This is a genomic window from Clostridium sp. 10cd*, assembly GCF_044336395.1.
Classification (GTDB): domain Bacteria; phylum Bacillota_I; class Bacilli_A; order Erysipelotrichales; family Erysipelotrichaceae; genus Clostridium_AQ; species Clostridium_AQ innocuum.
In genome coordinates this window covers 2,266,230-2,290,322 of sequence record NZ_CP172347.1, presented here as the reverse complement: position 1 = coordinate 2,290,322, position 24,093 = coordinate 2,266,230, and the positions used below count along the sequence as shown (strand labels likewise).

The window sequence follows — 24,093 nt, the reverse complement described above, 5'->3', positions numbered from 1 at the left end:
TCAGTCTCCTTTCAGCATCGTTTCCAGCAGCCGCGCATACAGCTGCTGATCCTGCCCCTTCGCTTTTTTCAAGGCCAGCATCGGCTCCTTGACCATTCGCAGAAAGGAGGTGTGCAAAACCTTTTTCAGCACCTGCTGCTCATGCGGGCTGAGCTGCAGCCTTGTTTGGAGCAGGGCATAGGTATCAGCAGCCATCTGCTCACTACGCTGCTGCAGAGACTGAATCAGATGATCCACCTCCTGTGAATGCAGGCTGGCATACGCTTCCTGTGCCGCAGTCTCCAGCATGGCGTGAGCCTTCTGCAGCAGGGCTCTTCGCTGCTCCAGCTGCTCATCGGCCTCCCGCTGTAAATGATCGATATCAATCACCACACGCCCCCTTTGTGCCAGCTGCGGATCGATATCTCTTGGCATCGCCAAGTCCACATACAGCTGTTTTCGATCAATCGGCGGCATGTCCTCCCTGCGCAGAATCCGATGCGGGGAGGCTGTCATGGAACAGATCACATCACAGTATGGAAGAACCTCATAGCGCTTCGAAAAGGGAATGTATTCCATAGCAGCTGACATCACCTGCCGGGCCTTGTATCGGCTGCGGCTGCACACATACAATGCGGACAGCTCCTCTTCCTGCAGGTACTGCAGCATCAGTGCAGCCATTTCTCCACTCCCGATAACCAGAACACTCGCATTGCGCAAAGACATGGCATTGCGGATATTTTTCACAGCCAGATAGGCAATTGATATCGGATGCTCACTGATTTTATATGCTGTTTTCAGCTGTTTAACCGCCGCAAAGCAGCTTTGAAACATGCGATGCAGCTGTTTTCCACACGCCTGACACTGATTGGCCATTTGATAGCAGCTCTGTACCTGCCCCAGAATCTGATCCTCGCCAAGCACCATGGAATGATATCCGGCAGCAACCTCAAACAGATAACAGGCAGCAGTCACGCCTGTTTTCAAAAACAGCGGAACAGCCTTTCCGGCAGCCGCCAGAAACAGCTTCCTTATCTGATCCAGCTGTTCCTCCTTTTCATATATGAAATACAGCTCGCTGCGGTTGCAGGTGGATAGAATCACAGCCTGTGTGATATCCACATCCAGCAATTGATTATACAGCTCCATTTTCTGTGTATCGGAAAATGCAGTACAATCTCTCACATCCGCATCGGCTTCCTTATAAGACACACCGTATATCCCGAACTCCATGCCTTCACCTCTTCCTAAAAATCCAACCAGATATATTATAAAGGCTGTAGGATGCAGATACAAGCAGGCAGGATAGAAACCGTATAAGAATTCCTTATACCCCTATAACACAGAACAATTTGTCGATGTGCCAAATTCGTGCTACTATGATACATGAGTGCAATTTTAACAAGGAGGAATTTATGAACGACGATCTGAGAGAAGAGCTGCGTTCGGAAATCGAGGATTTCCGTACACAGACCAAACGGTTTCTGGACAAGGAACTGAATGTAAAGGAATTTAAAGGCTATTCCGGAGGCTTTGGAAGCTATGCCCAGCGGGGTGCCACCAGCTTCATGCTGCGGCTTCGTATGAATCAGGGGGTCATGACAAAGGACAAGCTGAAATTCATATGTGATACCTGTAAGGAGCATGGGGTAAGCAGAGCGCATTTTACGACCTGCCAGACGATCCAGCTGCATGATTTAAGCGGTATGGAGATTCCCAGTATCATGTCAAATGCTCTGGATCACGGCATTGTCTGCCGTGGGGGCGGCGGTGATTTCCCGCGTAATGTCATGTGTTCCCCACTGAGCGGTGTGGATCCGCAGGAGGCTTTCGATGTCCTTCCCTATGCGGCGCGTGTCGGCGAATACCTGCTGTCCATCGTAAACAAGTACACCCTGCCACGCAAGCTGAAGGTTGCGTTTACAAACTCTTCGCGCAACGAGGCACATGCGACCTTCCGTGATCTGGGCTTTGTTGCCAATCCGGATCATACCTTTGATGTATATTGTGCAGGAGGACTTGGTAACAATCCGCGCATGGGTGTACGTGTGGGTGAGCATGTCGCACCGGAAACAATTCTATATTATGTATCCACGATGGTATTGATGTTCATGGAATTTGGGAATTATGAAAACCGCGCCAAGGCAAGAACCCGTTATATGCAGGAAACGCTTGGCAGTGAGGGCTTTGTGGATGCTTATCGTGAGCGTCTAAAACGCGCTTTGCAGGGACAAAGCCTTACCATAGCTGTCCGTGAGGAGGCAATCACGAAAACAGGTGATGCACAAGTGCTGAGCGATCGCAGAGTCTTTGCCCAGAAGCAGCATGGGCTGTATGCTGTCTATTATCACCCGATCGGCGGCAGTCTGACACCGCAGAAGCTGCAGGAAATCTATGACTGCATTCGGGATATGGAAGCTGTAGAGCTGCGTCTGACTCCCCAGCAGGGTGTTTACATCATCAACTGTACCGCTGCCGAGGCCAAATGTGTACTGGCTGTCACAGGGGATGGTGCCCGCAATACCTTTGAAGAAAGTACGGCGTGTATCGGAGCCTCCACATGTCAGGTGGGGCTGCGCGATTCCCAGGGTGTGCTGAAGGATGTCATCCTCTATCTCAGAGAAAAAAATTATGCAGATCATGTATTGCCGAAAATATTTATTTCCGGATGTCCAAGCTCCTGCGGAACCAATCAGATTGGACAGCTGGGCTTTCAGGGAACGGTAAAGGTCATTGACCGCAAGCCGTATCCGGCCTTCACCCTCAGTGTATCCGGCAGTGATTCTTTGTATCACGAACGCTTTGGAAATGTTGCCGGTGTTGTTCTGGAAGAGGACATGTGTCTGTTTTTAGCGGCCATTGCCGATGCCGTAACCGCAGCCGGTATGGATTTCAACACCTGGCTGGAAAAAGAAAAAGAACAGCTGGATGCCATTCTGAATACATATTTAAAATAAGAATCCGACAGTATGGAAATGCTTAGCTTCATCCTGAGTATTTCTGTCACCACTGTCTGTAGGGTGCAGGTTCATCTGCACCTTTTCTTTTTCGCTTCCGCACTCTCTTTGATATATGATGCATAGAAGCCCCTGTCAATCCGATTCTTTCGGTAACAGACCCGCACAGGCAGCCATATACCGGAGCCATTTCGGATAATAGGGATACTTCGGGTGTATGCCATCATACTCATAGACCTCATCCTCCCATTCCATCAGCGAGCTGTTATCGATAAAGGTGAGCTGAAGCGCATCGCACATGTCCTTAAGCGCCCGGTTATAGCTATGATACCTGTGCTCCCCGCCATTGCGCTGCATGACATCTCTTCTCAACGGAAGAATGGAATTTATATAAACTGCCGTCTGTGGCAAAGCACTCTGCAGCATCTGTATCTGTCTTCGGTAGCAGGCAATAAAGGCATTGAGATCTTTCCCGGAACGGAGCATATCATTTTTTCCATATTCCATGAAAATCACCGAGGGCTGCATGGAAATAGCAAACAGCAAATCGCCCTGAATACTGTCGATGCAGCGGTTCCGCTTTGCCACAACATTATGTTTTCGAAGCAGGCGGAAATCCAGTATGGATTCTGCCAGTGAATCCCCCAGAATCACTGCTTCCTCATAGCAGGGCACCATCTCGTAAATCGGCTGTGTCTGCTTCTTTTTTGAAATCCGGTAGCGGCTTGTGTTTTGTCCATCTGCATCTGATTTTGTCATCATTCTATCCACCTCGGATTTCCATAATCCTTTATACACGATCCTTGCCCGTAGTAGTACCACTTATCATTATATGATGCATGTGTGATAATTTCAACAGTAAGAGCAACGAATTTCATCAGATGTATATGCGATGCGAACTCAGCCGGTGCTATATTTTTTCTATGTCTGTCATTATGAAAGCAAGGGCTGCCACAGCTAACCCGCAAAGCCTTTTCGCCTGCATATCAGGATGATATTTGTCCTATCGGCTGCTTTTCTGCTTGTTATATCGCACATGCTTTAACTGCAAAAATACCGCATTCATATCTTCTGCTTTTGCTTACTTCCGCTATCTGCAAAAAGGCAATGAGAAAAGGCAGTTACACGAAGCTCTGCTTCGATTGCCCCAGATTTCCTACAGATAAAAGAGGTATGCTTATGAGCTTTCTTTTATTTTTATCCGGTATACAGGCCTGCCCAAATAAAAAAACTTACCAGGCAATATCTTTCCTGATAAGTAGTAGTATGCTGCATTTCTCATGTATGCAAAGACCGTGACCGCAATATGACAGCGCCTTTAGCACCTCTTCATTTTCCAGCTGCCCGTTTCATTATGCAGCAGGGACTGCATAAGCTGTATCGCCCTGCGTCGTTCTCTGTTGCGCAGTGTTTGGCACAGACTTTTCATATCCTGCTGTGTCTGTTCATCGGCTTCATGTCCAAACAGCGTTCGGATCAGCATACTGCCGCTTACCGCTTCCTCGAGCTGCTCTGCGATATTGCAGATACACGGATTCTCATGATGCTTTATAATGAACAGAACCGATTCCGGTGACAACCTCTTTTTCTCCTGTATCTCCTTTGCAAGACCTTCCAGCTCCTTCCATGTACAGCGCTCCATACATACGGAAAGGGTTGCCTTGGCGAGGAGCTCTGTCAGCTCCAGCATACAGATGTAATAATCCAGCAGGGGATGCAGCTGTTCCTGCTGCTGAGAGGATATCTTCTGCTGTGAAGAATATACAATGCGGCTGCCCAGTCCGTTGCGTGTTTCCACAAGCTGCAGATCATTCAGAAACTTTATTGTCCTGCGTATCGTGCGCAGGGATACCGCATAACGCTCGCTTAGCTGCTCCAGGTTCAGCAGATGACCATCCGGATAGCGGTTTTCCGCAATATCCTTTACGATGCTTCCCGCCGTCTTCATATACAGAAAGGACACCTCACGCCCCGTATACCATTCAAATTCAATTCCCTCTTGCGGATGGATTCCCTTACAGATCCGCTCCAGATAACGCATGCTGTCCTTTTTTGTAGTCTCGCAGAAATAGCGTATCGTCTTTTTCATCATGAATGGATTATTCTGCATGACAACGAGCAGAATCTTGGCAAGTGTTTCACTGAGCTTCACCTTATTATCCGCAAGCGCTTCCTCGGAATTCTCCTTCTTCGCATAGGGCAGATACAGAAAATCAAGAAGCTGCTTTGTCAAATCCAGAAGATAGGCGTTTCCAAGAAAGCCTAAAACCTTCAGATACAGCTGCTGCAGAGCCTCGTTCAGCTCATACAGGGTATGCTCCTTCTGCGTCAGCTGACGAATCCCGAACTGCAGCTCCTCCAAATGCTGTGCATCGGCGTGCTGTAAGGCTGCATGGATTGCTGTCGGCATTAACATCCCCAGAGCATCATACACATGAGCAACTCCATCCCGTGAACAGGCCATGCGATACAGAAAATACCGATTCTTCTCGAGATGATGTATATCCAGACTTACCCGGGCACAGCTCCCCTTTTCCCGCTGCAGTGCCCCATCCTTCTCCAGCAGTGCTAGAGCTGCGCGAATCGTATTTCTTCCGACTCCGAACTGCTCACACAGTGCCTGCAAAGAAGGCAGCTTTGTACCATAGGGGTAGGTTCCTTTATAAATATCCTGCAGAAGCTGACGACTGATCTGCCGATATAATGTTGCTTCCTGTTCCATGCGATCACCCTCCAACAGCTACAGTATACCGCACCTGCCGCTGTTTGGGTACTCTTTTTTACTTCACTTCTTTTTTCAGTATCTCATTGAGGGAATCATCACTGAAAAAGGTATTTGCATTATATAGAAACAGAATTTCCTGTATTCCCTGCTCTTCGATCAGCTTGTCCAGATCATCATAGTAATAACGCGGATCAACAACGGTGATGCTTTTGTAATACGGTATCAGAAACGGCAGAAAGCAGTTGGCGTAGGAATCCTTGATAACGAGCAGCCGTTTGCCACTCTGCGCTGTATCCAGCTGCATCAGACCATGATTGCCGCCAAAGAATACATCATACGGATTTGCGGATGCCGCCTTGTCCCGTTCAAATACAGTCGCAGTCCTTCGCTGCTCCTGTACATAGGTGACCACAAGCTCCTGTGATTTCTCTGGCACATAAATATCCACATGATCTTTTTTACCGCGATAATAGCCGCTGGCATTTGCCAGTGTACCGTAAAACTGATCGTTTACCGTATATACCTCATAGTCTGTTTTTCTCTTCTTCTTTTCCGCTGCACACCATGCATCAAAGGCAACGGCTGCCCCCCGCGTCGTCCAGTGATGATCACTGGCATAATACAGCACCTCACCCCGGTGCTGCCAAAGCGGTGCTGCTGCATCGATCCAGGTAATGGCAGCCGGCAGCTTTTTATGAAAATCCTTTAACGTTTCCAGCTGGTCCTCCCCCTGCTCGTACATTGGCAGTTTCTCTTTCCAGATTGCCGACTTATTGGGGATAAGCAGCATGGACAGCTTCTTATCCCCATGCCGCTTTGCGAATGACCGCAGCTGCCCTGCTTTGGTCTGAAGCCGTTCTTGATTTGGTTTTTCCTGCTTTTGAAACAGAATACCGTCCTGGCCGATAATAACATCCTGCAGCTCTCGCTTCCCAAGTATATAATTCAGGTTGGCGTGAAGCTGTACAAGTGCAAAGCGCTGATCAAACTGATCCCGGAGCCATGCTTCACTCTCCTTCTGAAAGCTGCCATGGAATACGGCTGCCATATCCGCAGCGGGGCGCTGCTGTAAAACACGGTTTTCCTTTTCTGAAAAGGCAAGGTCCCGATGTCCAAGATGCAGCAGGATAAAGCCGATCATACAAAGCAGCATCGTCGAGATGACACCATAGCTGCGAAGAGCATTCCTGATTTTCATAGCGATACCTCCTTAAAACTGCACATACAGAAATGACTGGTATCCTGCAGACATCAGACAGGACAGCAGAATGACAAGCACGACAATGGTCAGCACCGGCTTCAAAAACCACTGCTGCTCACGCAGGGCATACATGAGATTACTGCTTACTACAAGCGGAGCACGGGTGGAGAACACCGCTGCCGCACACAGCCAGAAGCCGTAATTCACAAGCAGGGAAAGTGTCTGCCTATCGACGACTCCATGGGTTGTCGTAAACAGCTGTCTGTAGTACACGACCGCCTGGGACAGTCCGTCACTGGCAAAGAGCACCCAGCCCAGCATCACCATAGCGAAGGTAAGCATCATGCGAGCAGCCGACGGCAGCCGCTTCAGGTAGGGATGAAGCACGAATTTTTCCAGTATGAGCAATATGCCGTAATACAGTCCCCAGAGCAGAAAGGTCCAGCTTGCACCGTGCCAGAATCCGGTAAGCCCCCATACAAGCATCAGATTTCGCAGGGTCCGCCACAAGCCCTTTCGATTGCCTCCCAGTGGAATGTACACATAATCGCGAAACCAGCTTCCCAGAGTCCTATGCCAGCGGCGCCAGAAGTCCGTGATGCTGGTCGATGTATAGGGATGATCAAAGTTTTCCTGCAGACGAATACCGAACATCCTTCCCAGTCCGATTGCCATATTCATATAGCCCTGAAAATCAAAATAGATCTGAAAGGTGTATGCAAGCAGGCCCAGCCAGGCGCTGGCCATGGATACGCTGTGCGTGCTTGTATAGGACCAAAGCGGTGCCAGTGCATCTGCCAGCAGCAGCTTTTGAGAAAGCCCCATCAGAAAGCGGATGGCCCCTTCCTCCAGCATGGCAGGCTGCCAGGTGTTTTTCAGCTGCCCTGCCCATACATCATAGCGTTCAATCGGTCCCATGATCAGCTTTGGAAAAAATGTCAGATAGACCGCAACCTGTAAAAAGGAGGCAGGCCGTATGACTTCGCGACGGATATCGATGAGATATGCCATTGCTGTAAAGGTGATAAAGGATATCCCGGGCGGCATAGGCAGCACCTCATAGGATATGGGTACGGATAAGACCGCAAACAGAGTATCCAGAAAAAAGCCGTAATATTTATAATAAAACAGAAGCACTACCAGCAGCAGTATGCTTTCTGTTAACCGTCGTGCACGCCGCTTTTTCTCAACCGCTCCGATATAGCGGCCAAGAGCGTAAACCATGCAAACAAACAGCAGTAATAAGCAGGCATTGCCAATCCCGCCCCATGCATAAAAAAACAGGCTGAACAGCAGTAGCAATACCTTCCTGACCTTCGGCTTCACCACGATGTACAGTCCCAGTGCACAGGGTAGAAACAGAAACAGGAATATCAGGGATGGAAATGTCATAGCACGGTTACCAGGCCTTCTTCAACAGCTGCCGCAGCCGGGACTGCTGCGGATGAATCAGGACAACGACATAACGCCCATCCTCGTAAACGGCGGCTTTTTCCAATAGTGCACTCTGTCTGGGCGCATAACCCTGAAAGCTTTTCAGCTGCCGGTTTGTACGCTCCTGACAAAGCTTTTGAAGCGCTTCCCGCTTCGTCTTGTCCGCTTGCTTAAATACTGCGATTTCATTGACCTCCATCGCAGAGGCTGCACCGTAAACCAGCGCCTGCTCATATGCGGCACTATCCAGATGGTACTGCTTGCGTAACCATGCGGCATCCTTCTTCTCCATATCTGTCACATAGGGGGCAAGCGGCTTCTTCAATGTATCCAGATCGATTTCCCTGCTGCCTCTGGCAAAGGGCAGTGCAAATGCGAAAGCAGCCAGCAGCATGCAGAGTACGTATATCATATTGCGTTTCATATTCCGGCCTCATTTGCCATATGTGCCAGCCAGATCGGATAGTAGGAATATTTGGGATGCACACCGTCGATTTCATACACGGCAGGTGACCAGTCCATCAAAGCCGTGTTATCGATATAGGTGATCTGTTCTTCCTCACACATCTGTTTTAAGGCCTCGTTAAACTCCTTATACCTGGCATATACGGGTACTTGGGCAATTGCTGCCGCATCCATCGGTATGAGTGAATTGATAAAAATTTTCGTATCTGGCAAGGCCTCTTTCAGCTTATGGATCTGTTTCTTATATTGTCGGATAAACCGCTGTGCATTTCCCCGGCAGTATTCCAGATCGTTCATGCCGTAGGACAGAAAGATCGTACGCGGTGCCAGTGATATCGCAGTTGCTATTTCCTGATCGATATTATCCGTACGCCGCCCCCGTGTGGCAAGAAGATTACTGCTGCTAACAAGCTGATAATCACCAAATGCCTCAGCCAGAGAATCTCCCATGATCAATGCATTTTGAAACCGGAGCGACAGCGGCTGCGAGGAAAGCTTCTGCAGACGCTCCTTCTGCTCCTGGGCAGCTATCTTCTTATCCACAGAAGCCACGCTCTGCTTGGCGAGCTTTTCCATGACCGCATGTCCCTTCTTGACCTGTGTGCTTTGTCCATCAGCTGCCACCGAGGGCAGCACAGCGCCCAGCATAAGCAAGGCCGAGGCCGCAAGCACAAGGGAAACTGGTGTTTTGTACTTCATATAATCTCTCCCATCTTCAACAAGCTTTTGTGTATTCCGTTAGAATTATACAGGATATCAAAAGGCTTCCGCCAAAAAAGCAGCGTGTTTGAAGAAATCCTGAATTCTTACATTCTTTAGACGAAGGTCAGTCTAAAAAAGTTTATCATATGCCCAAACTTATTTTCTTATAATGTTACCATTTGTATAATCGAAAGAAAAACCGAATGTGCAGGACACACATTCGGTTCACGTTCTACGATACATCTGCTGTTCACTCACAATCATATCCAGAGGCACGTCATGCGCATGAAGCTGCAGGATGTCCTTCTGACATTCAAAGGCGATACCGATTGTTGTTGCTCTGCACACCGGCAGATAGCGGTCATAATAGCCACAGCCATGTCCCATGCGGTTACAGGCTTCATCAAAGGCTACCAGCGGCACCAGAACAATGTCCAGTTGCGATGCTTCGGCAGGCAGTGCATGGACCGGCTCCCAGATACCAAACCTGCTCTTCCGATATTCAGTTGATTCATCAATGTGATAAAAGCGCATATCCGCATTGCTGCATGCCGGAAGACAAAGATGCAGACCGCTTTTATTCAGATAGGAAAGATCAACCTCACTGCCCACAGCACGATACAGTGCAACGATACCGTGCAGCAATGGCTGTACACGTTCACAGATTCTGCGGCTGTATTGTATGCGTTCTTCCCTGCTCAGTGCATTCCTGCGCTTCAGCGCACGCGCTCTGACATCATCCAATGGAGTCACTCATATCCAGCTTCAGAAGCTGGTTCAGCTCCACCGCATATTCCATCGGCAGTTCTCTGGTAAAGGGCTCCAGAAAGCCCATTACAATCATCTCGGTCGCAGCACTGCGGCTTAATCCCCTGCTCATCAGATAAAACAGCTGTTCCTCACTGATATTGGAAACGGTTGCCTCATGTTCGATCTGCGATGTCATATTTTTGGAAATATTGGTCGGTATGGTGTCGCTGCGGGACTGCTTGTCCAAAATCAGCGTATCACACTCCACCTTGCTTTTCGCGAAGGCGGCATTGGGACCATGCAGCACCAGACCGCGGTAATTGACCTCGCCTCCGTTTCGGGAAACGGATTTGGATACGATATTGCTGTAGGTATGGTCTGCCAGATGAATCATCTTGGCTCCGGCATCCTGTATCTGATGCTTCCCTGCAACGGCAATGGAAATGCACGTTCCCTTTGCATACGGCTCTGCCAGAATACAGGCCGGATATTTCATATTCGTCTGAGAACCGATGTTTCCATCGATCCACTCCATACTTCCGTTTTCAAACACCTTGGCGCGCTTGGTCACCAGATTGATGATGTTATCGCTCCAGTTCTGTACGGTGGAATAGCGGCAGCGTGCATTTTTATGCACGAAGATTTCCACGACAGCCGCATGCAGCGAATCCTTGGAATAGGTCGGTGCCGTACAGCCCTCGACATAATGCACATCCGCGCCTTCATCCACGATAATCAGCGTACGCTCAAACTGCCCCATCCGCTCCGTGTTGATACGGAAATAGGATTGCAGCGGTTTTTCCAGCTTTACCCCTTTTGGTACATAGATAAAGCTTCCCCCGCTCCACACACAGCTGTTTAAGGCTGCGAATTTATTGTCAGTATACGGTACCAGCCTGCCGAAATATTTCTGAAACAGATCCGGATGCTGCTTTAAGGCTGTATCAGTATCCAGAAAAATGACGCCCTTGGATTCCACCTCCTCCAGCATATTGTGATACACCGCCTCGGAATCATACTGCGTGGTTACGCCGGCCAGAAACTCCTTTTCCGCTTCGGGTATCCCCAGCTTGTCAAAGGTATCCTTGATCGTATCCGGAACATCCTCCCAGCTTTTCTCCGTTTTATCACTTGGCTTGATGTAGTATGTATAATCATCAAAATCCAGATTGGTCACATCCGGACCCCAGGTCTGGATATCCATGCTTTCAAACTGTTCAAAGGCACGCAGACGGAAATCCAGCATCCACTGCGGCTCCTTTTTTTTATGAGAGATTGCCAGAATCGTATCTCTGGTCAGTCCCTTTCCCGTATTGTAAATACTGACATCCTCGTCATGGAAGCCGTATTTATATTCTTCATTTACCGGAATTCTGGTTTCACTCATGACGCTCCTCGCTTTCCTCGATCATTTCCTCCATCGCCTTCCAGCCGATGGTGGCGCATTTGATCCGGTTGGCCTGACTTCCCACATTGTGGAATGCCACCGCCTCCTCCAGCTTCTCCTCATCATAGTCCCGCTGATCGATCATGTGAAAATAATTGGCGATGATGTCCTTTGCCTCTTCCACGCGTTTTCCCTTCAGCAGCTCACTCATGATGGAGGTGGAGGCAGTGGAGATCGTGCATGCCACACCGTCAAAGCGCACGTCCTCCACAACACCGTCCCGTATTCTGCTTTGTACATAAATATCATCAATGCAGGATTCACTGGCCATATGCTTCTGCACATAGCCGTCCTCCTTTGTCAGCTCATGATTTCTTGGGTATTCATAATGATCCATGATGATGGAACGCAAAATCATCGGATCCTTCATTAAGTCACTCATTTTTACTACCTCCTAAAAAAAGACATCCAGACAGGCTTCCATGGTTGCTCTGCGGCATACATCCAGAAACCGATCGACATCCGCATAGGATGTATACAGATAAAAGCTTGCCCGGATGGTTGCGGACGTATCCAGCATGTTGTTTAACAGCTTGGCACAGTGCTGTCCGCTGCGCACGGCAATCCCGTTCGCATTGAAGAAGGTCGCCGCATCCTGTGCAAATACATTTTTTACATTAAAGGTAATGATGCCCGTGTCTGCATCCGGATTGTATACCTCAATATTATCCAGCCTGCGCAGCTCACGGATCGCATAGTCATGCAGCTCCATTTCCCATGCGTGGATATTCTTTCGTCCGATGCTTTGGATATACTGTAAGGCTGCATGCAGACCGAAGATGCCTTCAATCGGCTGTGTGCCGCTCTCAAATTTATAGGGTGCGTTTTTCAGCTGAATATTTCCGCACATGTCAAAGCGTGCATTGCTGTCCCCGCCCAGATACAGCGGATCCATGGCATCTAACAGCTCCAGCTTGCCATAGAGTATTCCGATTCCGGTCGGTCCGCACATCTTGTGCGCAGAGAACGCCAGAAAATCACAGTCCATAGCGACAACATCCAGCGGGATATGCGGCACACTCTGCGCACCGTCCACGACAACCACGGCTCCATAGCGGTGTGCAAGCTCGCATATTTCACGCATCGGTGCCAGATAGCCAAGCACATTGCTGATGTGTGCAAGTGCAACCACACGCACACGCTCATTCATCATGGAAGCAACTGCCTCCAGGGTGATGCGTCCCTGCGCATCCAGCGGCACATACTGAACAACAGCTCCGCATTCCTGTGCAACACGCATCCACGGCAGCACGCACGAAGCATGCTCCGCCACACTGGTCAAAATGATATCGCCCCGTTGCAGAAACTTGCGGCCATAGCCGTATGCCACCAGATTCAAAGCAGAGCTGGCTCCGCTTGTATAAACGATTTCCCGTGCATCCGCCGCATGCAGAAAGGCTGCGACATCCTTGCGGGTCTGTTCATATTCCTGATCCACAAAATAGCTCAGATCATAATCTCCGCGGTGCGCATTGGCACCGTAATTCTCATAATAGTTGACGACCGCATCGATTACCTGCCGGGGCTTTAAGGTCGTTGCCCCGCTATCCAGATAAACGAGCGGATGTGACTGCATGGTTTTCTGCAGCATAGGAAAATCTTTTCTGATATTTGCATTGTCAAGCATGTAGACCCACCTTCATTTCGATTTCGTCCTTCAATGCAGTACGTACTTCTTCCTGATCAAACAGCTCCGTGATCGGCATGATATAGCCGACGGTCAGCAGACCGAGAGCCTGCCGGCGGGAAAGCCCGCGTGTCTGCAGGTAATACAGCTGATTTTCATCCGGCTGTCCAAGCGTTGTCGCATGGCTTGCCTTCACATCATTTTCATCAATCAGCAGCACAGGCACCACTTCACTGCTGTGCCGCTCACTCATCGTCAGCACTCTTGTCTTCTGATGGGAATTGCTTTCCCTGGCACCCTTGATGATTTTTCCGGTGGCCTCCATGCGATACTGTCCGCCTTCTTCCACGACGGCATAGTTTTCCATGAGACCCTCCGTATGTGCCTGCAAATGATTGCACTGCATGTGAAACTGCTTGCGGCTTGCGGCAATGCATGCGCTGCGCAGCATGGCAAAAGCCCCCTCTTCACATAAATCAAGGGTAACCCTGGCCTGGGTATTGCCTGCATTCAGCTCACACAGAGCCAGTGTCAGGGAGGCGTCACGGTGGACACTGCCGCTTACCTGCAGCACCACATCCTCACTGCCATCGTTTTTCAGCATGAGCGTTAATGAGCTGTATGGAGAAGCGATAACCTCCACCTGTAAAGACTCCCACGTTCCACTGTATGTCACAAGCAGAGAAGCGTTTATGCGTTCGTCCACCACAAGCTTCAGCTTTTCCGTATTCCGGGGTGAAAGAGCCAGCGTTTCAAAGCCGCTGTGTACGCTATATTCCATATTATGCACCCCTGCTTGCGCCGCAGGAGCCAAGCAGCTCGACTTTCTTTTCTTCCTCTCTGACAACCTGCACATCGTATTCCTGTTCAATCCAGTCATAGCCCTGCTGATCAATTTTCTCCACCAGCTCGCTTCCGCCGCTGACAACGATGCGTCCATCCACGAGAACATGCGCATGGGTCGGCTTCAGCAATTCATAAAAGCGGGCATAATGGGATACGATCACAAGCCCCATATTCTGTTCCCTCTGCATAGCCGCAACAGCCTCGGCTACGATTTTCAAAGCATCCACGTCCAGTCCGGAATCAATTTCATCCAGCATGGCGATTGACGGCTTCAACAGCTTCATCTGGACGATTTCATTGCGCTTCTTTTCTCCACCGGAGAAGCCCTCATTGAGGAAGCGGTGCGCAAGATCCTCCTTCATCTGTAAATCCCTGATCGTCTTTTCCATTTCACGAATGAAGGAAAACAGTGGAATCGGCCGCTCCCTGCGGGCATTGATGGCAGCGCGCAGGAAATCAGAATTGGTAACACCGCTGACCTCGCTTGGGTATTGCATTCCCAGAAACAGACCGGCCTTGCTGCGCTCATCTACCTCCATGGCTAAAACATCCTGATCATCCAGTGTAATGCTTCCACCGGTCACCTGAAACTTGGGATTGCCCATAATGGCCGCAAGCAGGGTGGATTTTCCATTTCCGTTGGGTCCCATCAGTGCATGGGTTTCTCCGCTATGTATATCAAGGGACAGCCCCTTTAAAATTTCTTTTCCATCTACACTGACGTGCAGATCCTTAATACGTAAACAACTCATCATTATCATCCTTTCGTCCGGTTATTATCATACCAAATTTTCCTGCAATTCACAATTCAAACGATTGATTTCGCTGTATTTCATACAAAAGAAATAGGAATTGTATAAAAAACAGCCGCAAAACCCCGATTTTACAAAACTCAACCTTTCTGTGACATATACCGAATGCCATGTGATTTCTTTCTGAACTTTTGTGTGAAATTACAGGAAAGACTTCCAAAAAATTGCATTTGAAAGGCAAATACACTATAATATTACGGTATTCATTTAGGAGGACATTATGATCAAGATACTGAAAAAGCAATGGTTTGTCGTACTGATTGCGCTGATTTTTATCGGCTTTGCGATATTCAGCGTCTATGACACCAACAAGGGAAAGCTTCCCGGAAAAAGTGTCGATGGCAAAGATGTGGTTGCAGGACTGAAGGGTGATGTCAATATCACTGCCGATGAACTGTATAAAAATCTGAGTAAAACGTATGGAAAAAGTATGCTGTTCATGAAATTTCAGGCAGAGGTTATCAACAGCAGCATCAAGACTACGGATGAGTTGAAAAAGACGGCGGAGGAGTATGAATCCAATATCAAGCAGAGTGCGGAAAGTCAGGCAGCCAGCAGCGGTACCGATGCAGAGGCTCTGATTTCGCAGAACATCGCACAATACGGATTTACCTCCGACCAGCTGTATGACTACTGCATGACCGTGGCAAAAATGGAAAAAATGCAGAATGACTACATTTCCAAGCATCTGGATGAGCTGTTTACACCAATCTACAAGGAAAAGAAATCCCGTACGGTTTCCCATATCCTGATTAAGATGGAGGATGCAAACAAGCCGACCAAGAAGGAACTGGAAAAGGTGCAGAAGGTTGAGGACGCATTAAAGAAGGGTGACAGCTTTGCGGATGTCGCTAAAAAATACAGTGATGACGGAAGTGCGAGTGATGGCGGATATCTGGGCTATATGGATTCCGACACCTCTTATGTGGACAGCTTCAAGAATGCCGCCTTTAAGCTGAAGGCCAAAGAAACCAGTGACTGGGTCAAGGAAAGCAATGACAGCTACAACGGCTGGCACTTGATCAAGGTGGAAGAAACGGATAAAGCGAAATTGGAAAAAGACAAGAAGGCAAAGGATTCCCTGTACAAGGCGATTGCCAACGGTACGGAAAACCTGTCCAACACGTATTTGTGGGAAGCTGCAAAGAAGCTGGATATCAAATATGCGAATGATGATGTCAAAAAACAGATCATGGACATCCTGGACGTAAAGGAATAGGAGGACGAGAGATATGAAAAAGCTTTGTACACTGCTCGCCGCTATGATGCTGTTCACTCTGGCAGGCTGTAAGGATGCCACGGCAGGAATTTCAAACGGAAGCGAAGCACTGATCACCATCGAAGGCAACAAAATAACCAACGAGGATATTTACGGTCTGATCAAAACCAGCGCAGGAGCAAACGAAACGCTGAGCCTGATCAAGACACAGATCTACAAGAAGGAAAATATCAAAGTCTCAGACGCCATGAAAAAGGAAGCAGAGGAGTCTGTAAAATCCTTGAAGAGCATGTATGGTGACAGTTTGCAGGACACACTAAAGCAGTACGGCTTTGATAATCTGGAGCAGTATAAGGAAAAAAGCATCTATCCTGGACTGCAGCAGAAGGAATTAAACAAGAAGTATGTAAAAGCTAAGGAAAAAGCCATGTTTGACAGCTATTATCCTGTTAAGGCACAGATTCTGGAGGCTGATTCCAAAAAGAAAGCGGAAAATGCATTGAAGGCGCTCAAGGACGGCAAGGATTTCAAGGCTGTTGTGAAGGAATACGGATCAACAACCACCTACAAGGGAACAGAGGAAATCTATAACTCCAAAAGCGGATTGCCGACAACGGTGTTTGACAAGATCAAATCCACTAATAAAAAGGGTCTGATTGAAAGTGTGATGGAGGATACATCCAGCAAGAAATACTATGTTGTGAAGGTCACAAACGCAACACCGAAGGATTTTGAAGAGGATGCCATCAACAGCATCGTTGAGAAAGCATCTACCGATATCGAGCCGGCCGCAACCGCTTATTATCTGAAAAAATATGATTTCACAGTTTACGATAAGGATATATATGACGGTATCAAATCCACCAATGAATCCTATATCGTTCAGGATTAAGAGCTTCGTGCTCTTTTTCTTTTTGCCTGTTTCTGCTATAATACGTAAAAAGGAAAGGAAGGATTTTTATGTGTATATTCTGCAGTATCGTAAAAGGTGAAATTCCCGCAACCCGCATCTATGAGGATGATACCGTGCTTGCCATTCTTGATATTTCACAGGTGACAAAGGGACATACGCTCGTAATCCCCAAGCAGCATACAGAGAATTTCATGAGCTGTGAGCCGGAGCTGATGAAGCATGTCATGGAGGTTGCACAGATGCTCGCAAAACGCATTATGGAGCGTACCCATGCCGAGGGAATGAATGTATTAAGCAATATCCATGAGGTGGCAGGACAAAGCGTCATGCATTTTCATGTACACCTGATTCCCCGCTACAGCGAGCAGGATGCCTGCGTGATCCGCTTTGACAAGAGTGACCCGCAGGATCTGGATGCGATTGGCACCTTGCTGAAATAGCCCCGCTTTTCACACAATGAAAGGCTGTCTAACAGTGCAGACAGCCTTTCGTTGTGTGTGTTTAAAGAACTATACTTCCTTATGTAATCCATATCCGGTATATCAGCTGTTTGCTTCGGATTTCATGATCTGAACCTCATATGCGCTCTTGTACTTGCTCTTCATAAAGCTGGTAAACTGCGTTTCCTTCGTCAAATCGTTAGATTCGGAGATAATCAGCTTTTCTCCATACACGTTCTCATCCAGTATACGTAAGGATGTATTGATTTCATTATATGTAATCATATAATAAATGGTATCCTCCTTCATCTCCAGTGTCTCCTTCTTGCTGGAGGTGTTGACCTCACCCTTTGCCGTTATTGCATAAATATCGATGATTTTATCCTTTGCACTGGATTTCTTTCCATCCAGAAAGACACGGTACATCTGCTTCTGATTGACCAGCTCCGGCTGGGAACGGATGAAGAATGAGGTGAAATCCTCATTTAATATCTGTTCCATATTTTTATTGAGATAGCTCCTGGTTCGATCATCCAGCGTAGAAAGAAACGAAGCAGGGATTTCATTTACATCCGCAAACCGCTCCGGAAGATCTTTCACCTTCACTCTGCGAACAGTCTGAATCGGATTTACATGGTAACGGCTGGCAAGCGTTTCATCATATCGGGCGGTTATGGTCAGCTCATCACCGTTTTTCAGCTTTTTCGCCGGCTTCACCTCATAGGTGATGGAATCCATAAACTCCTGTATACGCTGATTGTAATTCTGGTTTCGATTGATTACCCGCACACTGGCGGAACCATCCTCTCCCCTGTATTCGATACCTGCATCCTTTGTCACATCCACCTCTACGGTGCGAAAGAACAGCATATAGCAGGTAACATAAAGACTAACAACAATGAGCAGCATGCTCATGGACGTAATAAATTTATTTTTAACCGCATCCTGACTCGGCGGCTGAAAATGCATCGAACTCATACGGTTCATCCTTTCTGCAATATCCTTGTAATTATACCATGCTTTGACCTGAAATGCTATGTGCCCAATCTGAATATTTACTTACAAAATAAAGAAGGCCCTGCGGATCTTGAAAGGGCGATAACAAAAGCTGTACAGCATCGCATATTTCGGGGTATGTAAAATATCATCCTATAAGGTGCATGTATGTCCAGGAATCATGCTTCTCTTCCTGAATACCGTATAGCTTCTTTTTCAGTTTATCGAATTTTCCACATAACCATCAGGCATCGTTGGCTCTTTCTCAAATGTATGATAAACTTTAAAAGAAATGGAGTGTTTCACATGTACGATCCTATTACTTCCTATGTAAAACAGCATATCACCGTTACCAAAAGCAGCCAGGCTGCAAATGCGATTCTGCTGCTGGCAGCCGTATGCACCGCAATGTCCACTTTTTTTGTTGTTACAAACCTTTCATGGTTTCTTGCCACACTGCAATATATTGCAGCTGAGCAAAGAACCTCCTATCTGTCCACCCTGTTCATGTATGGCTGCTGCACACTGGCCGCTTTGATATCCATTGTAGTCATGATACAGTATTACCTTCTGCAATGGCATACGCATGCAGCGCTCATACAAAGGAGTTTATATTGGGGCATCCTTTTTCTGACGATGATACCCGGGTATATGATATTGATGTATGTGGCATCGTCCGCAGACCTCATGGATATCTGTATGCTCGTGCTGCTTGCCTGTATTCCCTGCTATGCATGCATGCGATGCTTTCTTATGAATCGAATAAAAAAGGAAAGCTATCACCCGGCGAACCTTCTGCAGAAAACATTCTTACGCGCTCTGGGCATCTTTGTTCTGTGCATGCTCCTCCTCCAGCTGCTGTTACCCGAGCGACTGCAGCCATTGCTGTATATGGTGCTGCTTGCTGTTCCGGCATTCACCCTTACCGGTTTGGGATGTCGCTTTCTAACCGCTTACCGACTGTTTTATCGCAGAAGGGAAGAATTTGTAGAATTCGAGCAAATGGTCTATGACGAGGATGCCTTTACGGATGATGCGGATATCAAAGAGCGGCTTACCATACGGAATACAGCAGCCACGATGACTGCCGCAGACATCCTGGAGGAATTCGGCTTTGATCGAAAAGAGGTACTCGATGCAATTCTGGCGAACAGAAGCATCGCCACCTTCTCTGCGGGACGTCATCAAGACCCTACGCTGCTGCATATTCTTCTGCAGCGCCTGAAGTTTGAAGCTGTTCCCTTTCAGGTAGAACGGTTTCGCCGAGGCAGCTGGGAGCCGTATTCGCAGGAAGACTATGCAGGCATTCCACCGGCAGATATCCATAGACGCGCAATCGTGTATGAAAGTGCAGCGCAGCGTAGACGTCTGTCGGATTTCTCCATTTTAGGTCTTATCCTTTGTATGCTGTTTCCGGCTAATCTGTATCGGCCAATCAACTGGATGTCCAAAAACAGCATGGTGATTACCTATCATGCCTTCACCTTTTTGAATATACAAACACTTCTGCACATGCTTTTCATTACCGCCTCTTCGATTTTCGTGTTATGCTCTTCCAGTCTGCAGACAGCTGTCGCACAGCTCATGCAGCAAAGCATCTCCACTCTGTGGCTGATCAGCGCCTTGTTTTTCTTTATTGAGCTGTTTCACTTCCCTGTCTATATGCGAAAGCTGGAAGCTGCAATTCAAGAAGCCGAGCATAAAACACACAATTATTTTGTTGCTGCATTTCTGCTTTACCTGATTTCAACACTGATAAAAATGATAAGAAGAGGCTTTCTGACTGCCCTGTGTCAGCTGTTGATCCTGATCTTATCAGTGGAAGCCGCAAGAGTGATTCTTCTATGCTATCGTTTTATAAAATATCGAAGGCTAACGCAATCACAGATACTGGAACAATATGAATACTATCTGCCGGACACTGTTGAAGAGGATGCACAGGCGGTACCGGGCACAAGCCAATGATGTCTCAAAGCTCATATAGAAGCCCTGCAGCTATCAAAGAACTACGTGACATGGGTGTGGCAGCGTTACGAGACAGGGATTTCTTTCTCTTACGGCAGAGATCATTCGATTATGCAGACGCTGTTAAGCTCCAGCAGATACTGAGATTCATGTTGCCATAAAAAAAGAGCCACACGCAGGTTGCGGAGCTGATTGAGAAGCATGAAAAGGAAGATGATCAGGCATTTAGGCCGCGTCATCTTCCTTTTCTTCATTCATTTTCAATATTTCCCGTTACTGTTAAACGTCTCTCTCTGATATCGGTATATTAGGAATTTCATTCTTTAATTTAAAACAGCTTATACCGGTATTCAAGCGTTAGGAATGATACACTTATCCGCTGCTTTTCCCTTCCCTGCTTTTTATCTATTCACAAAGGCCTCCATTACATCCTTCGGTACATAAGCAGAAATATCCTGTCCGTATTTCACCAGCTCCCGTATGATAGAGCTGGACACATAGGAAAATTCCGGGGATGCGTACAACAGTACAGTTTCCACCTCAGGCGCAATATGCTGATTCACACTGGCGATATCCAGCTCATATTCATAATCCTTCACACTCCGCACACCGCGCACGATAGCAACCGCCTCCTGCTTTCTGGCAAAATCAACCGTCAGGCCGTGATCAGCGGCTACCTCGACATTGGAAAGATGCGCTGTGTTGCTGCGCAGGAATGTCAAACGCTCCTCCATGGAAAAGGTGGCATGTTTTTCTGAATTTTCCAGAATAACGACAATCAGGCGATCAAACAATCTGCTGGCGCGCTCAATGATATCCAGATGCCCCAGTGTAACAGGATCGAAGCTTCCGGGAAAGATTGCTGCTTTCATTCCATGCACTCCTTTCGATAATACGTTATGCGGGTAATTCCATAGGTGACATCCTTTACCTTATGCAAAGCACCTACCTGATCAGGAAATTCATCCTCCTTCAGACTCTCACAGACGATATCTCCCAGCTCATTCACCAGATCATGCGTATCGAGATACTGCAAAATATGCAAAATCTGCTGCTTCTTGTACGGGGGATCCAGATAGACCAGATCAAAGGTTCTTTGTTCCTGTGAAGCCTTGGCAAGCACCTGACGATAATCCATTTTCCAGATGGTCACCCGTGAGGCAACATCCAGCGTCTTCACGTTTTTATGAATAGTTGATACAGCTGCATGACTGACATCACAAACAAGCGCATGCTCCATACCGCGGGAAATCGCCTCCAAAGACATATTCCCGCTGCCGCCAAATAGATCGAGCATGTTTCCTCCGTCAAAATAGGGCCCGATACGGGAGAAAACAGCTTCCTTGATTTTATCCGTTGTAGGCCGTGTCGTATTGCCTTCGACCGCTGAAATCACACGGGATCGAAATTCACCTGCAACAATTCTCATTTTTTTCAACTCCTCATGTATAAAGCAAATGCATAGGGGAAGTATAATAGTGCAGCCGGTAAAACGGCTGTTACCCCCCAATCTTTGTTTCTCCTCTTCCCTTTCTTAAAGAGCCCTTTACCCCTTAGGGCTCTTTTTTATGTATGCGGCAGCTGCTTGGCTGCCGCACTGACTGCCACACTGCCCTGTCTTCGTATTCTGGAAATGACAGACTGGGAAATACCGATTGCCGTCATGATGGACATCAGGGAGGACCCTCCGCTGGAAATAAACAGCAGCGGTACCCCGGTCAGCGGAATCAGGCCGCTCACTCCGCCGACATTCAGTGCAAAGTGAATGAAAATATACATGGCGGTTCCTACCAGTATGACCTTATAGCCCTCACTCTTCGTGTGAAAGGCATAATAGAACAGCCGCTGCAAAATGACCACATAGCCAAGCACAACGACCATAAGTCCGAAAATCCCCAGCTCCTCAACGATGATCGACAGGATAAAGTCATTGTCCGACTGTGTCAGATAACCGTATTTCTGAATGGAATTTCCCAGTCCGACTCCCGTAAAGCCGCTGCGGGCAAAGCCATACAGACCGTTGATTAGCTGATACCCGTTGTTATGCGGGTCCGTAAACGGATTCAGCGCATTTTCGATACGGACGGCAACATGCTGCAAAGGTCCGATGCCGTTCAGGAAATCAATAACAGGCTCACTCATGATAAATACAATGCTGATACATCCGATGATCAATCCAAGACGCACCCATCGCTGCTGCTTGCGCAAGCTGATATGCGAGGGTATCAGAAAACAGATGGCACACAGCAGAACCAGAACAAAAAGAGTTCCCAAATCCTTCTGCAGCAGGATAGCGGCTACGATTACCATGAAAAAATATACCGGAATACGGACAATCGTCCAAAACTTAAACTTGCGCCTTCGGGCCGTCAGCTCTACAAATACCGCCATCACGACAACCATATAAACCTTTGCGAACTCTGACGGCTGAATCGTCATTTCGCCAAGACCGGGTATCGGAATACGAATCCATGCCTTACTTCCCAGCACACCTTCAAACAGCTGTGTGGAAAACAGTGCGATGATAATACCGATACCAAAGACAGGAAACAGCTTCTGTGCACGCTTCATTGTGAAGTTGTTCGCAAAAAAGGTCATCAGCACATAGGATACAATGATAAAAAACAGCTGCTTTGCCAGAACCTTTGGTATGATATAGGGATCCTTCGTCGTATTGCCGACATTGGTGGATACGATCATCAGGGTACCGAACAGGATTAGAATCAGCACGGCAAACTGCATTAGAAAATCAAATTTTTTCGGCATCTTCAACGTTAAGACTACATTTTTTATTCGCATGCGTATTCCTCTCCTTTTCATTTCTCATGTATCTTTTATAATATCATAGATTCCATGTTTTTTCACAATAATTTCGCAAAACACTTCCATTCTCAGAGAAAAGCGTTTAAAATAGTATCGTAAGAAAAGGAGTTTGCATATGAGTTTGAACTATGATGATATTGTAAAAGATACAGATGCAATCGTTCGTACGAAAAGTGAGCCTGTTACGCTTCCCCTCGGTGCTGAGGACGAAGCACTGCTGCAGGACATGCTGACCTATGTCCGCAGCTCACAGGATGCAGAAATCGCTGAGAAAGAGAATCTTCGTCCTGCGGTGGGTATCGCTGCCATACAGCTTGGTGTTCCAAAAAGAATGCTGGCTGTGGTTGTGCCCAATGAGGAAGGAATTGACGAATATGCGCTTGTCAACCCGCGGATCGTATCCGAGTCCGTACAGCGCGCTTATCTGAAAAACGGAGAGGGCTGTCTGTCTGTTGAAAATGAGCATGAGGGTATCGTACCCAGAGCAGCGCGTATCACCGTAAGGGGATATGACCTTCTGCAAAAGCAGGAAATAACGATAAAGGCTAAGAATTATCTGGCCATTGTCCTTCAGCATGAAATCGATCATTTTTCAGGAACGTTGTTTTATGACCGCATAAACAAACAGGATCCATGGCGGGAGGATCCAACAGCAATCGTCATTGAATAATGCTCAGAAATGAGCATTTTCTTATGACTGAAAAGGTGCTATATGAAAAAGACATGCGCTTACATGGGAAAATTAGCAGCAAAACACGTTTATTTTTTTCAAAGTATGCTATAATAGTAAAA

Annotated in this window: 23 protein-coding genes; 6 read left to right on the top strand and 17 right to left on the bottom strand. The window is 47.5% G+C overall.

The window, feature by feature from the left end; translation table 11 throughout:
- The gene (gene hemA / locus ACG3M1_RS11315; RefSeq protein ID WP_009269186.1) at nucleotides 1-1,212 is read right to left on the bottom strand and encodes a glutamyl-tRNA reductase; all 1,212 of its coding nucleotides are present in this window, start codon (nucleotides 1,210-1,212) and stop codon (nucleotides 1-3) included.
- A 182-nt stretch (nucleotides 1,213-1,394) separates the two neighbouring features.
- Between hemA and ACG3M1_RS11310 the strand changes: the two genes are divergently transcribed.
- Entirely contained in the window at nucleotides 1,395-2,936 is a 1,542-nt protein-coding gene (locus tag ACG3M1_RS11310) for a nitrite/sulfite reductase (RefSeq protein ID WP_008817395.1), read from the top strand.
- Between the two features lie 135 nt (nucleotides 2,937-3,071).
- On the opposite strand, the gene ACG3M1_RS11305 is transcribed toward ACG3M1_RS11310, so the two are convergent.
- From ACG3M1_RS11305 to sufC, 12 genes are all read right to left on the bottom strand, one after another.
- Nucleotides 3,072-3,698, bottom strand: a complete 627-nt coding sequence (locus ACG3M1_RS11305) for a GDSL-type esterase/lipase family protein (RefSeq protein WP_008817396.1) — start codon at nucleotides 3,696-3,698, stop codon at nucleotides 3,072-3,074.
- 556 nt (nucleotides 3,699-4,254) lie between these two features.
- Nucleotides 4,255-5,658: a GntR family transcriptional regulator gene (locus tag ACG3M1_RS11300; RefSeq protein ID WP_008817397.1), complete on the bottom strand. Its 1,404-nt coding sequence runs from the start codon at nucleotides 5,656-5,658 to the stop codon at nucleotides 4,255-4,257.
- A gap of 58 nt (nucleotides 5,659-5,716) precedes the next feature.
- Complete coding sequence (locus ACG3M1_RS11295) at nucleotides 5,717-6,859, bottom strand: DHHW family protein (protein ID WP_009589094.1); 1,143 nt, start codon at nucleotides 6,857-6,859, stop codon at nucleotides 5,717-5,719.
- A gap of 12 nt (nucleotides 6,860-6,871) precedes the next feature.
- On the bottom strand, nucleotides 6,872-8,254 hold the full coding sequence (locus ACG3M1_RS11290; protein ID WP_008817399.1) for an MBOAT family O-acyltransferase: 1,383 nt from the start codon (nucleotides 8,252-8,254) through the stop codon (nucleotides 6,872-6,874).
- Between the two features lie 7 nt (nucleotides 8,255-8,261).
- Nucleotides 8,262-8,720: a DUF4358 domain-containing protein gene (locus tag ACG3M1_RS11285; RefSeq protein WP_009269188.1), complete on the bottom strand. Its 459-nt coding sequence runs from the start codon at nucleotides 8,718-8,720 to the stop codon at nucleotides 8,262-8,264.
- Nucleotides 8,717-9,460, bottom strand: coding sequence for a GDSL-type esterase/lipase family protein (locus tag ACG3M1_RS11280; RefSeq protein WP_009269189.1), 744 nt, complete (start codon nucleotides 9,458-9,460; stop codon nucleotides 8,717-8,719). Before ACG3M1_RS11280 ends, ACG3M1_RS11285 begins: the two co-directional genes overlap by 4 nt.
- Nucleotides 9,461-9,688: 228 nt before the next feature.
- Nucleotides 9,689-10,216, bottom strand: coding sequence for a 5-formyltetrahydrofolate cyclo-ligase (locus ACG3M1_RS11275; protein WP_008817402.1), 528 nt, complete (start codon nucleotides 10,214-10,216; stop codon nucleotides 9,689-9,691).
- Nucleotides 10,200-11,600 (bottom strand): Fe-S cluster assembly protein SufB, encoded by a 1,401-nt coding sequence (gene sufB / locus ACG3M1_RS11270; RefSeq protein ID WP_002608832.1) that lies wholly within the window; start codon nucleotides 11,598-11,600, stop codon nucleotides 10,200-10,202. Before sufB ends, ACG3M1_RS11275 begins: the two co-directional genes overlap by 17 nt.
- The gene (gene sufU, locus ACG3M1_RS11265; protein WP_002608831.1) at nucleotides 11,593-12,042 is read right to left on the bottom strand and encodes a Fe-S cluster assembly sulfur transfer protein SufU; all 450 of its coding nucleotides are present in this window, start codon (nucleotides 12,040-12,042) and stop codon (nucleotides 11,593-11,595) included. The genes sufB and sufU overlap by 8 nt, the downstream gene beginning before the upstream one ends.
- A gap of 12 nt (nucleotides 12,043-12,054) precedes the next feature.
- The gene (locus ACG3M1_RS11260) at nucleotides 12,055-13,287 is read right to left on the bottom strand and encodes an aminotransferase class V-fold PLP-dependent enzyme (protein WP_002608830.1); all 1,233 of its coding nucleotides are present in this window, start codon (nucleotides 13,285-13,287) and stop codon (nucleotides 12,055-12,057) included.
- Nucleotides 13,280-14,068 carry a SufD family Fe-S cluster assembly protein gene (locus ACG3M1_RS11255; RefSeq protein WP_008817403.1) on the bottom strand — a complete coding sequence of 263 codons (789 nt, stop codon included), beginning with the start codon at nucleotides 14,066-14,068 and terminating at the stop codon, nucleotides 13,280-13,282. Before ACG3M1_RS11255 ends, ACG3M1_RS11260 begins: the two co-directional genes overlap by 8 nt.
- Nucleotide 14,069: 1 nt before the next feature.
- On the bottom strand, nucleotides 14,070-14,885 hold the full coding sequence (gene sufC / locus ACG3M1_RS11250) for a Fe-S cluster assembly ATPase SufC (protein ID WP_009589108.1): 816 nt from the start codon (nucleotides 14,883-14,885) through the stop codon (nucleotides 14,070-14,072).
- Nucleotides 14,886-15,165: 280 nt separating this feature from the next.
- On the opposite strand from sufC, the gene ACG3M1_RS11245 reads away from it, so the two are divergent.
- From ACG3M1_RS11245 to ACG3M1_RS11235, 3 genes are all read left to right on the top strand, one after another.
- On the top strand, nucleotides 15,166-16,164 hold the full coding sequence (locus ACG3M1_RS11245; RefSeq protein ID WP_008817404.1) for a peptidylprolyl isomerase: 999 nt from the start codon (nucleotides 15,166-15,168) through the stop codon (nucleotides 16,162-16,164).
- A gap of 13 nt (nucleotides 16,165-16,177) precedes the next feature.
- Nucleotides 16,178-17,056, top strand: a complete 879-nt coding sequence (locus tag ACG3M1_RS11240; RefSeq protein ID WP_008817405.1) for a peptidyl-prolyl cis-trans isomerase — start codon at nucleotides 16,178-16,180, stop codon at nucleotides 17,054-17,056.
- A 68-nt stretch (nucleotides 17,057-17,124) separates the two neighbouring features.
- Complete coding sequence (locus tag ACG3M1_RS11235) at nucleotides 17,125-17,517, top strand: HIT family protein (RefSeq protein ID WP_002608825.1); 393 nt, start codon at nucleotides 17,125-17,127, stop codon at nucleotides 17,515-17,517.
- Between the two features lie 102 nt (nucleotides 17,518-17,619).
- On the opposite strand, the gene ACG3M1_RS11230 is transcribed toward ACG3M1_RS11235, so the two are convergent.
- Complete coding sequence (locus ACG3M1_RS11230; RefSeq protein ID WP_008817406.1) at nucleotides 17,620-18,495, bottom strand: hypothetical protein; 876 nt, start codon at nucleotides 18,493-18,495, stop codon at nucleotides 17,620-17,622.
- A 324-nt stretch (nucleotides 18,496-18,819) separates the two neighbouring features.
- Between ACG3M1_RS11230 and ACG3M1_RS11225 the strand changes: the two genes are divergently transcribed.
- Nucleotides 18,820-20,478, top strand: coding sequence for a hypothetical protein (locus ACG3M1_RS11225; protein WP_009269190.1), 1,659 nt, complete (start codon nucleotides 18,820-18,822; stop codon nucleotides 20,476-20,478).
- Between the two features lie 401 nt (nucleotides 20,479-20,879).
- Here the strand turns inward: ACG3M1_RS11225 and coaD are convergent, their stop codons facing one another.
- From coaD to ACG3M1_RS11210, 3 genes are all read right to left on the bottom strand, one after another.
- A complete protein-coding gene (gene coaD, locus ACG3M1_RS11220; protein WP_008817408.1) occupies nucleotides 20,880-21,350 on the bottom strand; it encodes a pantetheine-phosphate adenylyltransferase in 471 nt (156 codons plus the stop codon).
- Nucleotides 21,347-21,916: a 16S rRNA (guanine(966)-N(2))-methyltransferase RsmD gene (rsmD, locus tag ACG3M1_RS11215; RefSeq protein WP_227761503.1), complete on the bottom strand. Its 570-nt coding sequence runs from the start codon at nucleotides 21,914-21,916 to the stop codon at nucleotides 21,347-21,349. The genes coaD and rsmD overlap by 4 nt, the downstream gene beginning before the upstream one ends.
- A 128-nt stretch (nucleotides 21,917-22,044) precedes the next feature.
- Nucleotides 22,045-23,277 carry an FtsW/RodA/SpoVE family cell cycle protein gene (locus tag ACG3M1_RS11210; RefSeq protein ID WP_008817410.1) on the bottom strand — a complete coding sequence of 411 codons (1,233 nt, stop codon included), beginning with the start codon at nucleotides 23,275-23,277 and terminating at the stop codon, nucleotides 22,045-22,047.
- Between the two features lie 139 nt (nucleotides 23,278-23,416).
- Between ACG3M1_RS11210 and def the strand changes: the two genes are divergently transcribed.
- Nucleotides 23,417-23,971: a peptide deformylase gene (def, locus tag ACG3M1_RS11205; RefSeq protein WP_008817411.1), complete on the top strand. Its 555-nt coding sequence runs from the start codon at nucleotides 23,417-23,419 to the stop codon at nucleotides 23,969-23,971.
- Nucleotides 23,972-24,093 lie beyond the last annotated feature (122 nt).

Coding starts and splice junctions, on each gene's coding strand:
- ACG3M1_RS11300 (WP_008817397.1), bottom strand. CDS start 5,658: ATGGAACAGGAAGCAACATTATATCGGCAGATCAGTCGTCAGCTTCTG.
- coaD (WP_008817408.1), bottom strand. CDS start 21,350: ATGAAAGCAGCAATCTTTCCCGGAAGCTTCGATCCTGTTACACTGGGG.
- sufU (WP_002608831.1), bottom strand. CDS start 12,042: ATGAGTGACTTAATGAAGGATCCGATGATTTTGCGTTCCATCATCATG.
- sufC (WP_009589108.1), bottom strand. CDS start 14,885: ATGAGTTGTTTACGTATTAAGGATCTGCACGTCAGTGTAGATGGAAAA.
- ACG3M1_RS11260 (WP_002608830.1), bottom strand. CDS start 13,287: ATGCTTGACAATGCAAATATCAGAAAAGATTTTCCTATGCTGCAGAAA.
- sufB (WP_002608832.1), bottom strand. CDS start 11,600: ATGAGTGAAACCAGAATTCCGGTAAATGAAGAATATAAATACGGCTTC.
- ACG3M1_RS11235 (WP_002608825.1), top strand. CDS start 17,125: ATGTGTATATTCTGCAGTATCGTAAAAGGTGAAATTCCCGCAACCCGC.
- def (WP_008817411.1), top strand. CDS start 23,417: ATGAGTTTGAACTATGATGATATTGTAAAAGATACAGATGCAATCGTT.
- ACG3M1_RS11310 (WP_008817395.1), top strand. CDS start 1,395: ATGAACGACGATCTGAGAGAAGAGCTGCGTTCGGAAATCGAGGATTTC.
- ACG3M1_RS11280 (WP_009269189.1), bottom strand. CDS start 9,460: ATGAAGTACAAAACACCAGTTTCCCTTGTGCTTGCGGCCTCGGCCTTG.
- ACG3M1_RS11305 (WP_008817396.1), bottom strand. CDS start 3,698: ATGATGACAAAATCAGATGCAGATGGACAAAACACAAGCCGCTACCGG.
- ACG3M1_RS11230 (WP_008817406.1), bottom strand. CDS start 18,495: ATGAGTTCGATGCATTTTCAGCCGCCGAGTCAGGATGCGGTTAAAAAT.
- ACG3M1_RS11225 (WP_009269190.1), top strand. CDS start 18,820: ATGTACGATCCTATTACTTCCTATGTAAAACAGCATATCACCGTTACC.
- hemA (WP_009269186.1), bottom strand. CDS start 1,212: ATGGAGTTCGGGATATACGGTGTGTCTTATAAGGAAGCCGATGCGGAT.
- ACG3M1_RS11240 (WP_008817405.1), top strand. CDS start 16,178: ATGAAAAAGCTTTGTACACTGCTCGCCGCTATGATGCTGTTCACTCTG.
- ACG3M1_RS11210 (WP_008817410.1), bottom strand. CDS start 23,277: ATGCGAATAAAAAATGTAGTCTTAACGTTGAAGATGCCGAAAAAATTT.
- ACG3M1_RS11245 (WP_008817404.1), top strand. CDS start 15,166: ATGATCAAGATACTGAAAAAGCAATGGTTTGTCGTACTGATTGCGCTG.
- ACG3M1_RS11295 (WP_009589094.1), bottom strand. CDS start 6,859: ATGAAAATCAGGAATGCTCTTCGCAGCTATGGTGTCATCTCGACGATG.
- ACG3M1_RS11290 (WP_008817399.1), bottom strand. CDS start 8,254: ATGACATTTCCATCCCTGATATTCCTGTTTCTGTTTCTACCCTGTGCA.
- ACG3M1_RS11285 (WP_009269188.1), bottom strand. CDS start 8,720: ATGAAACGCAATATGATATACGTACTCTGCATGCTGCTGGCTGCTTTC.
- ACG3M1_RS11255 (WP_008817403.1), bottom strand. CDS start 14,068: ATGGAATATAGCGTACACAGCGGCTTTGAAACGCTGGCTCTTTCACCC.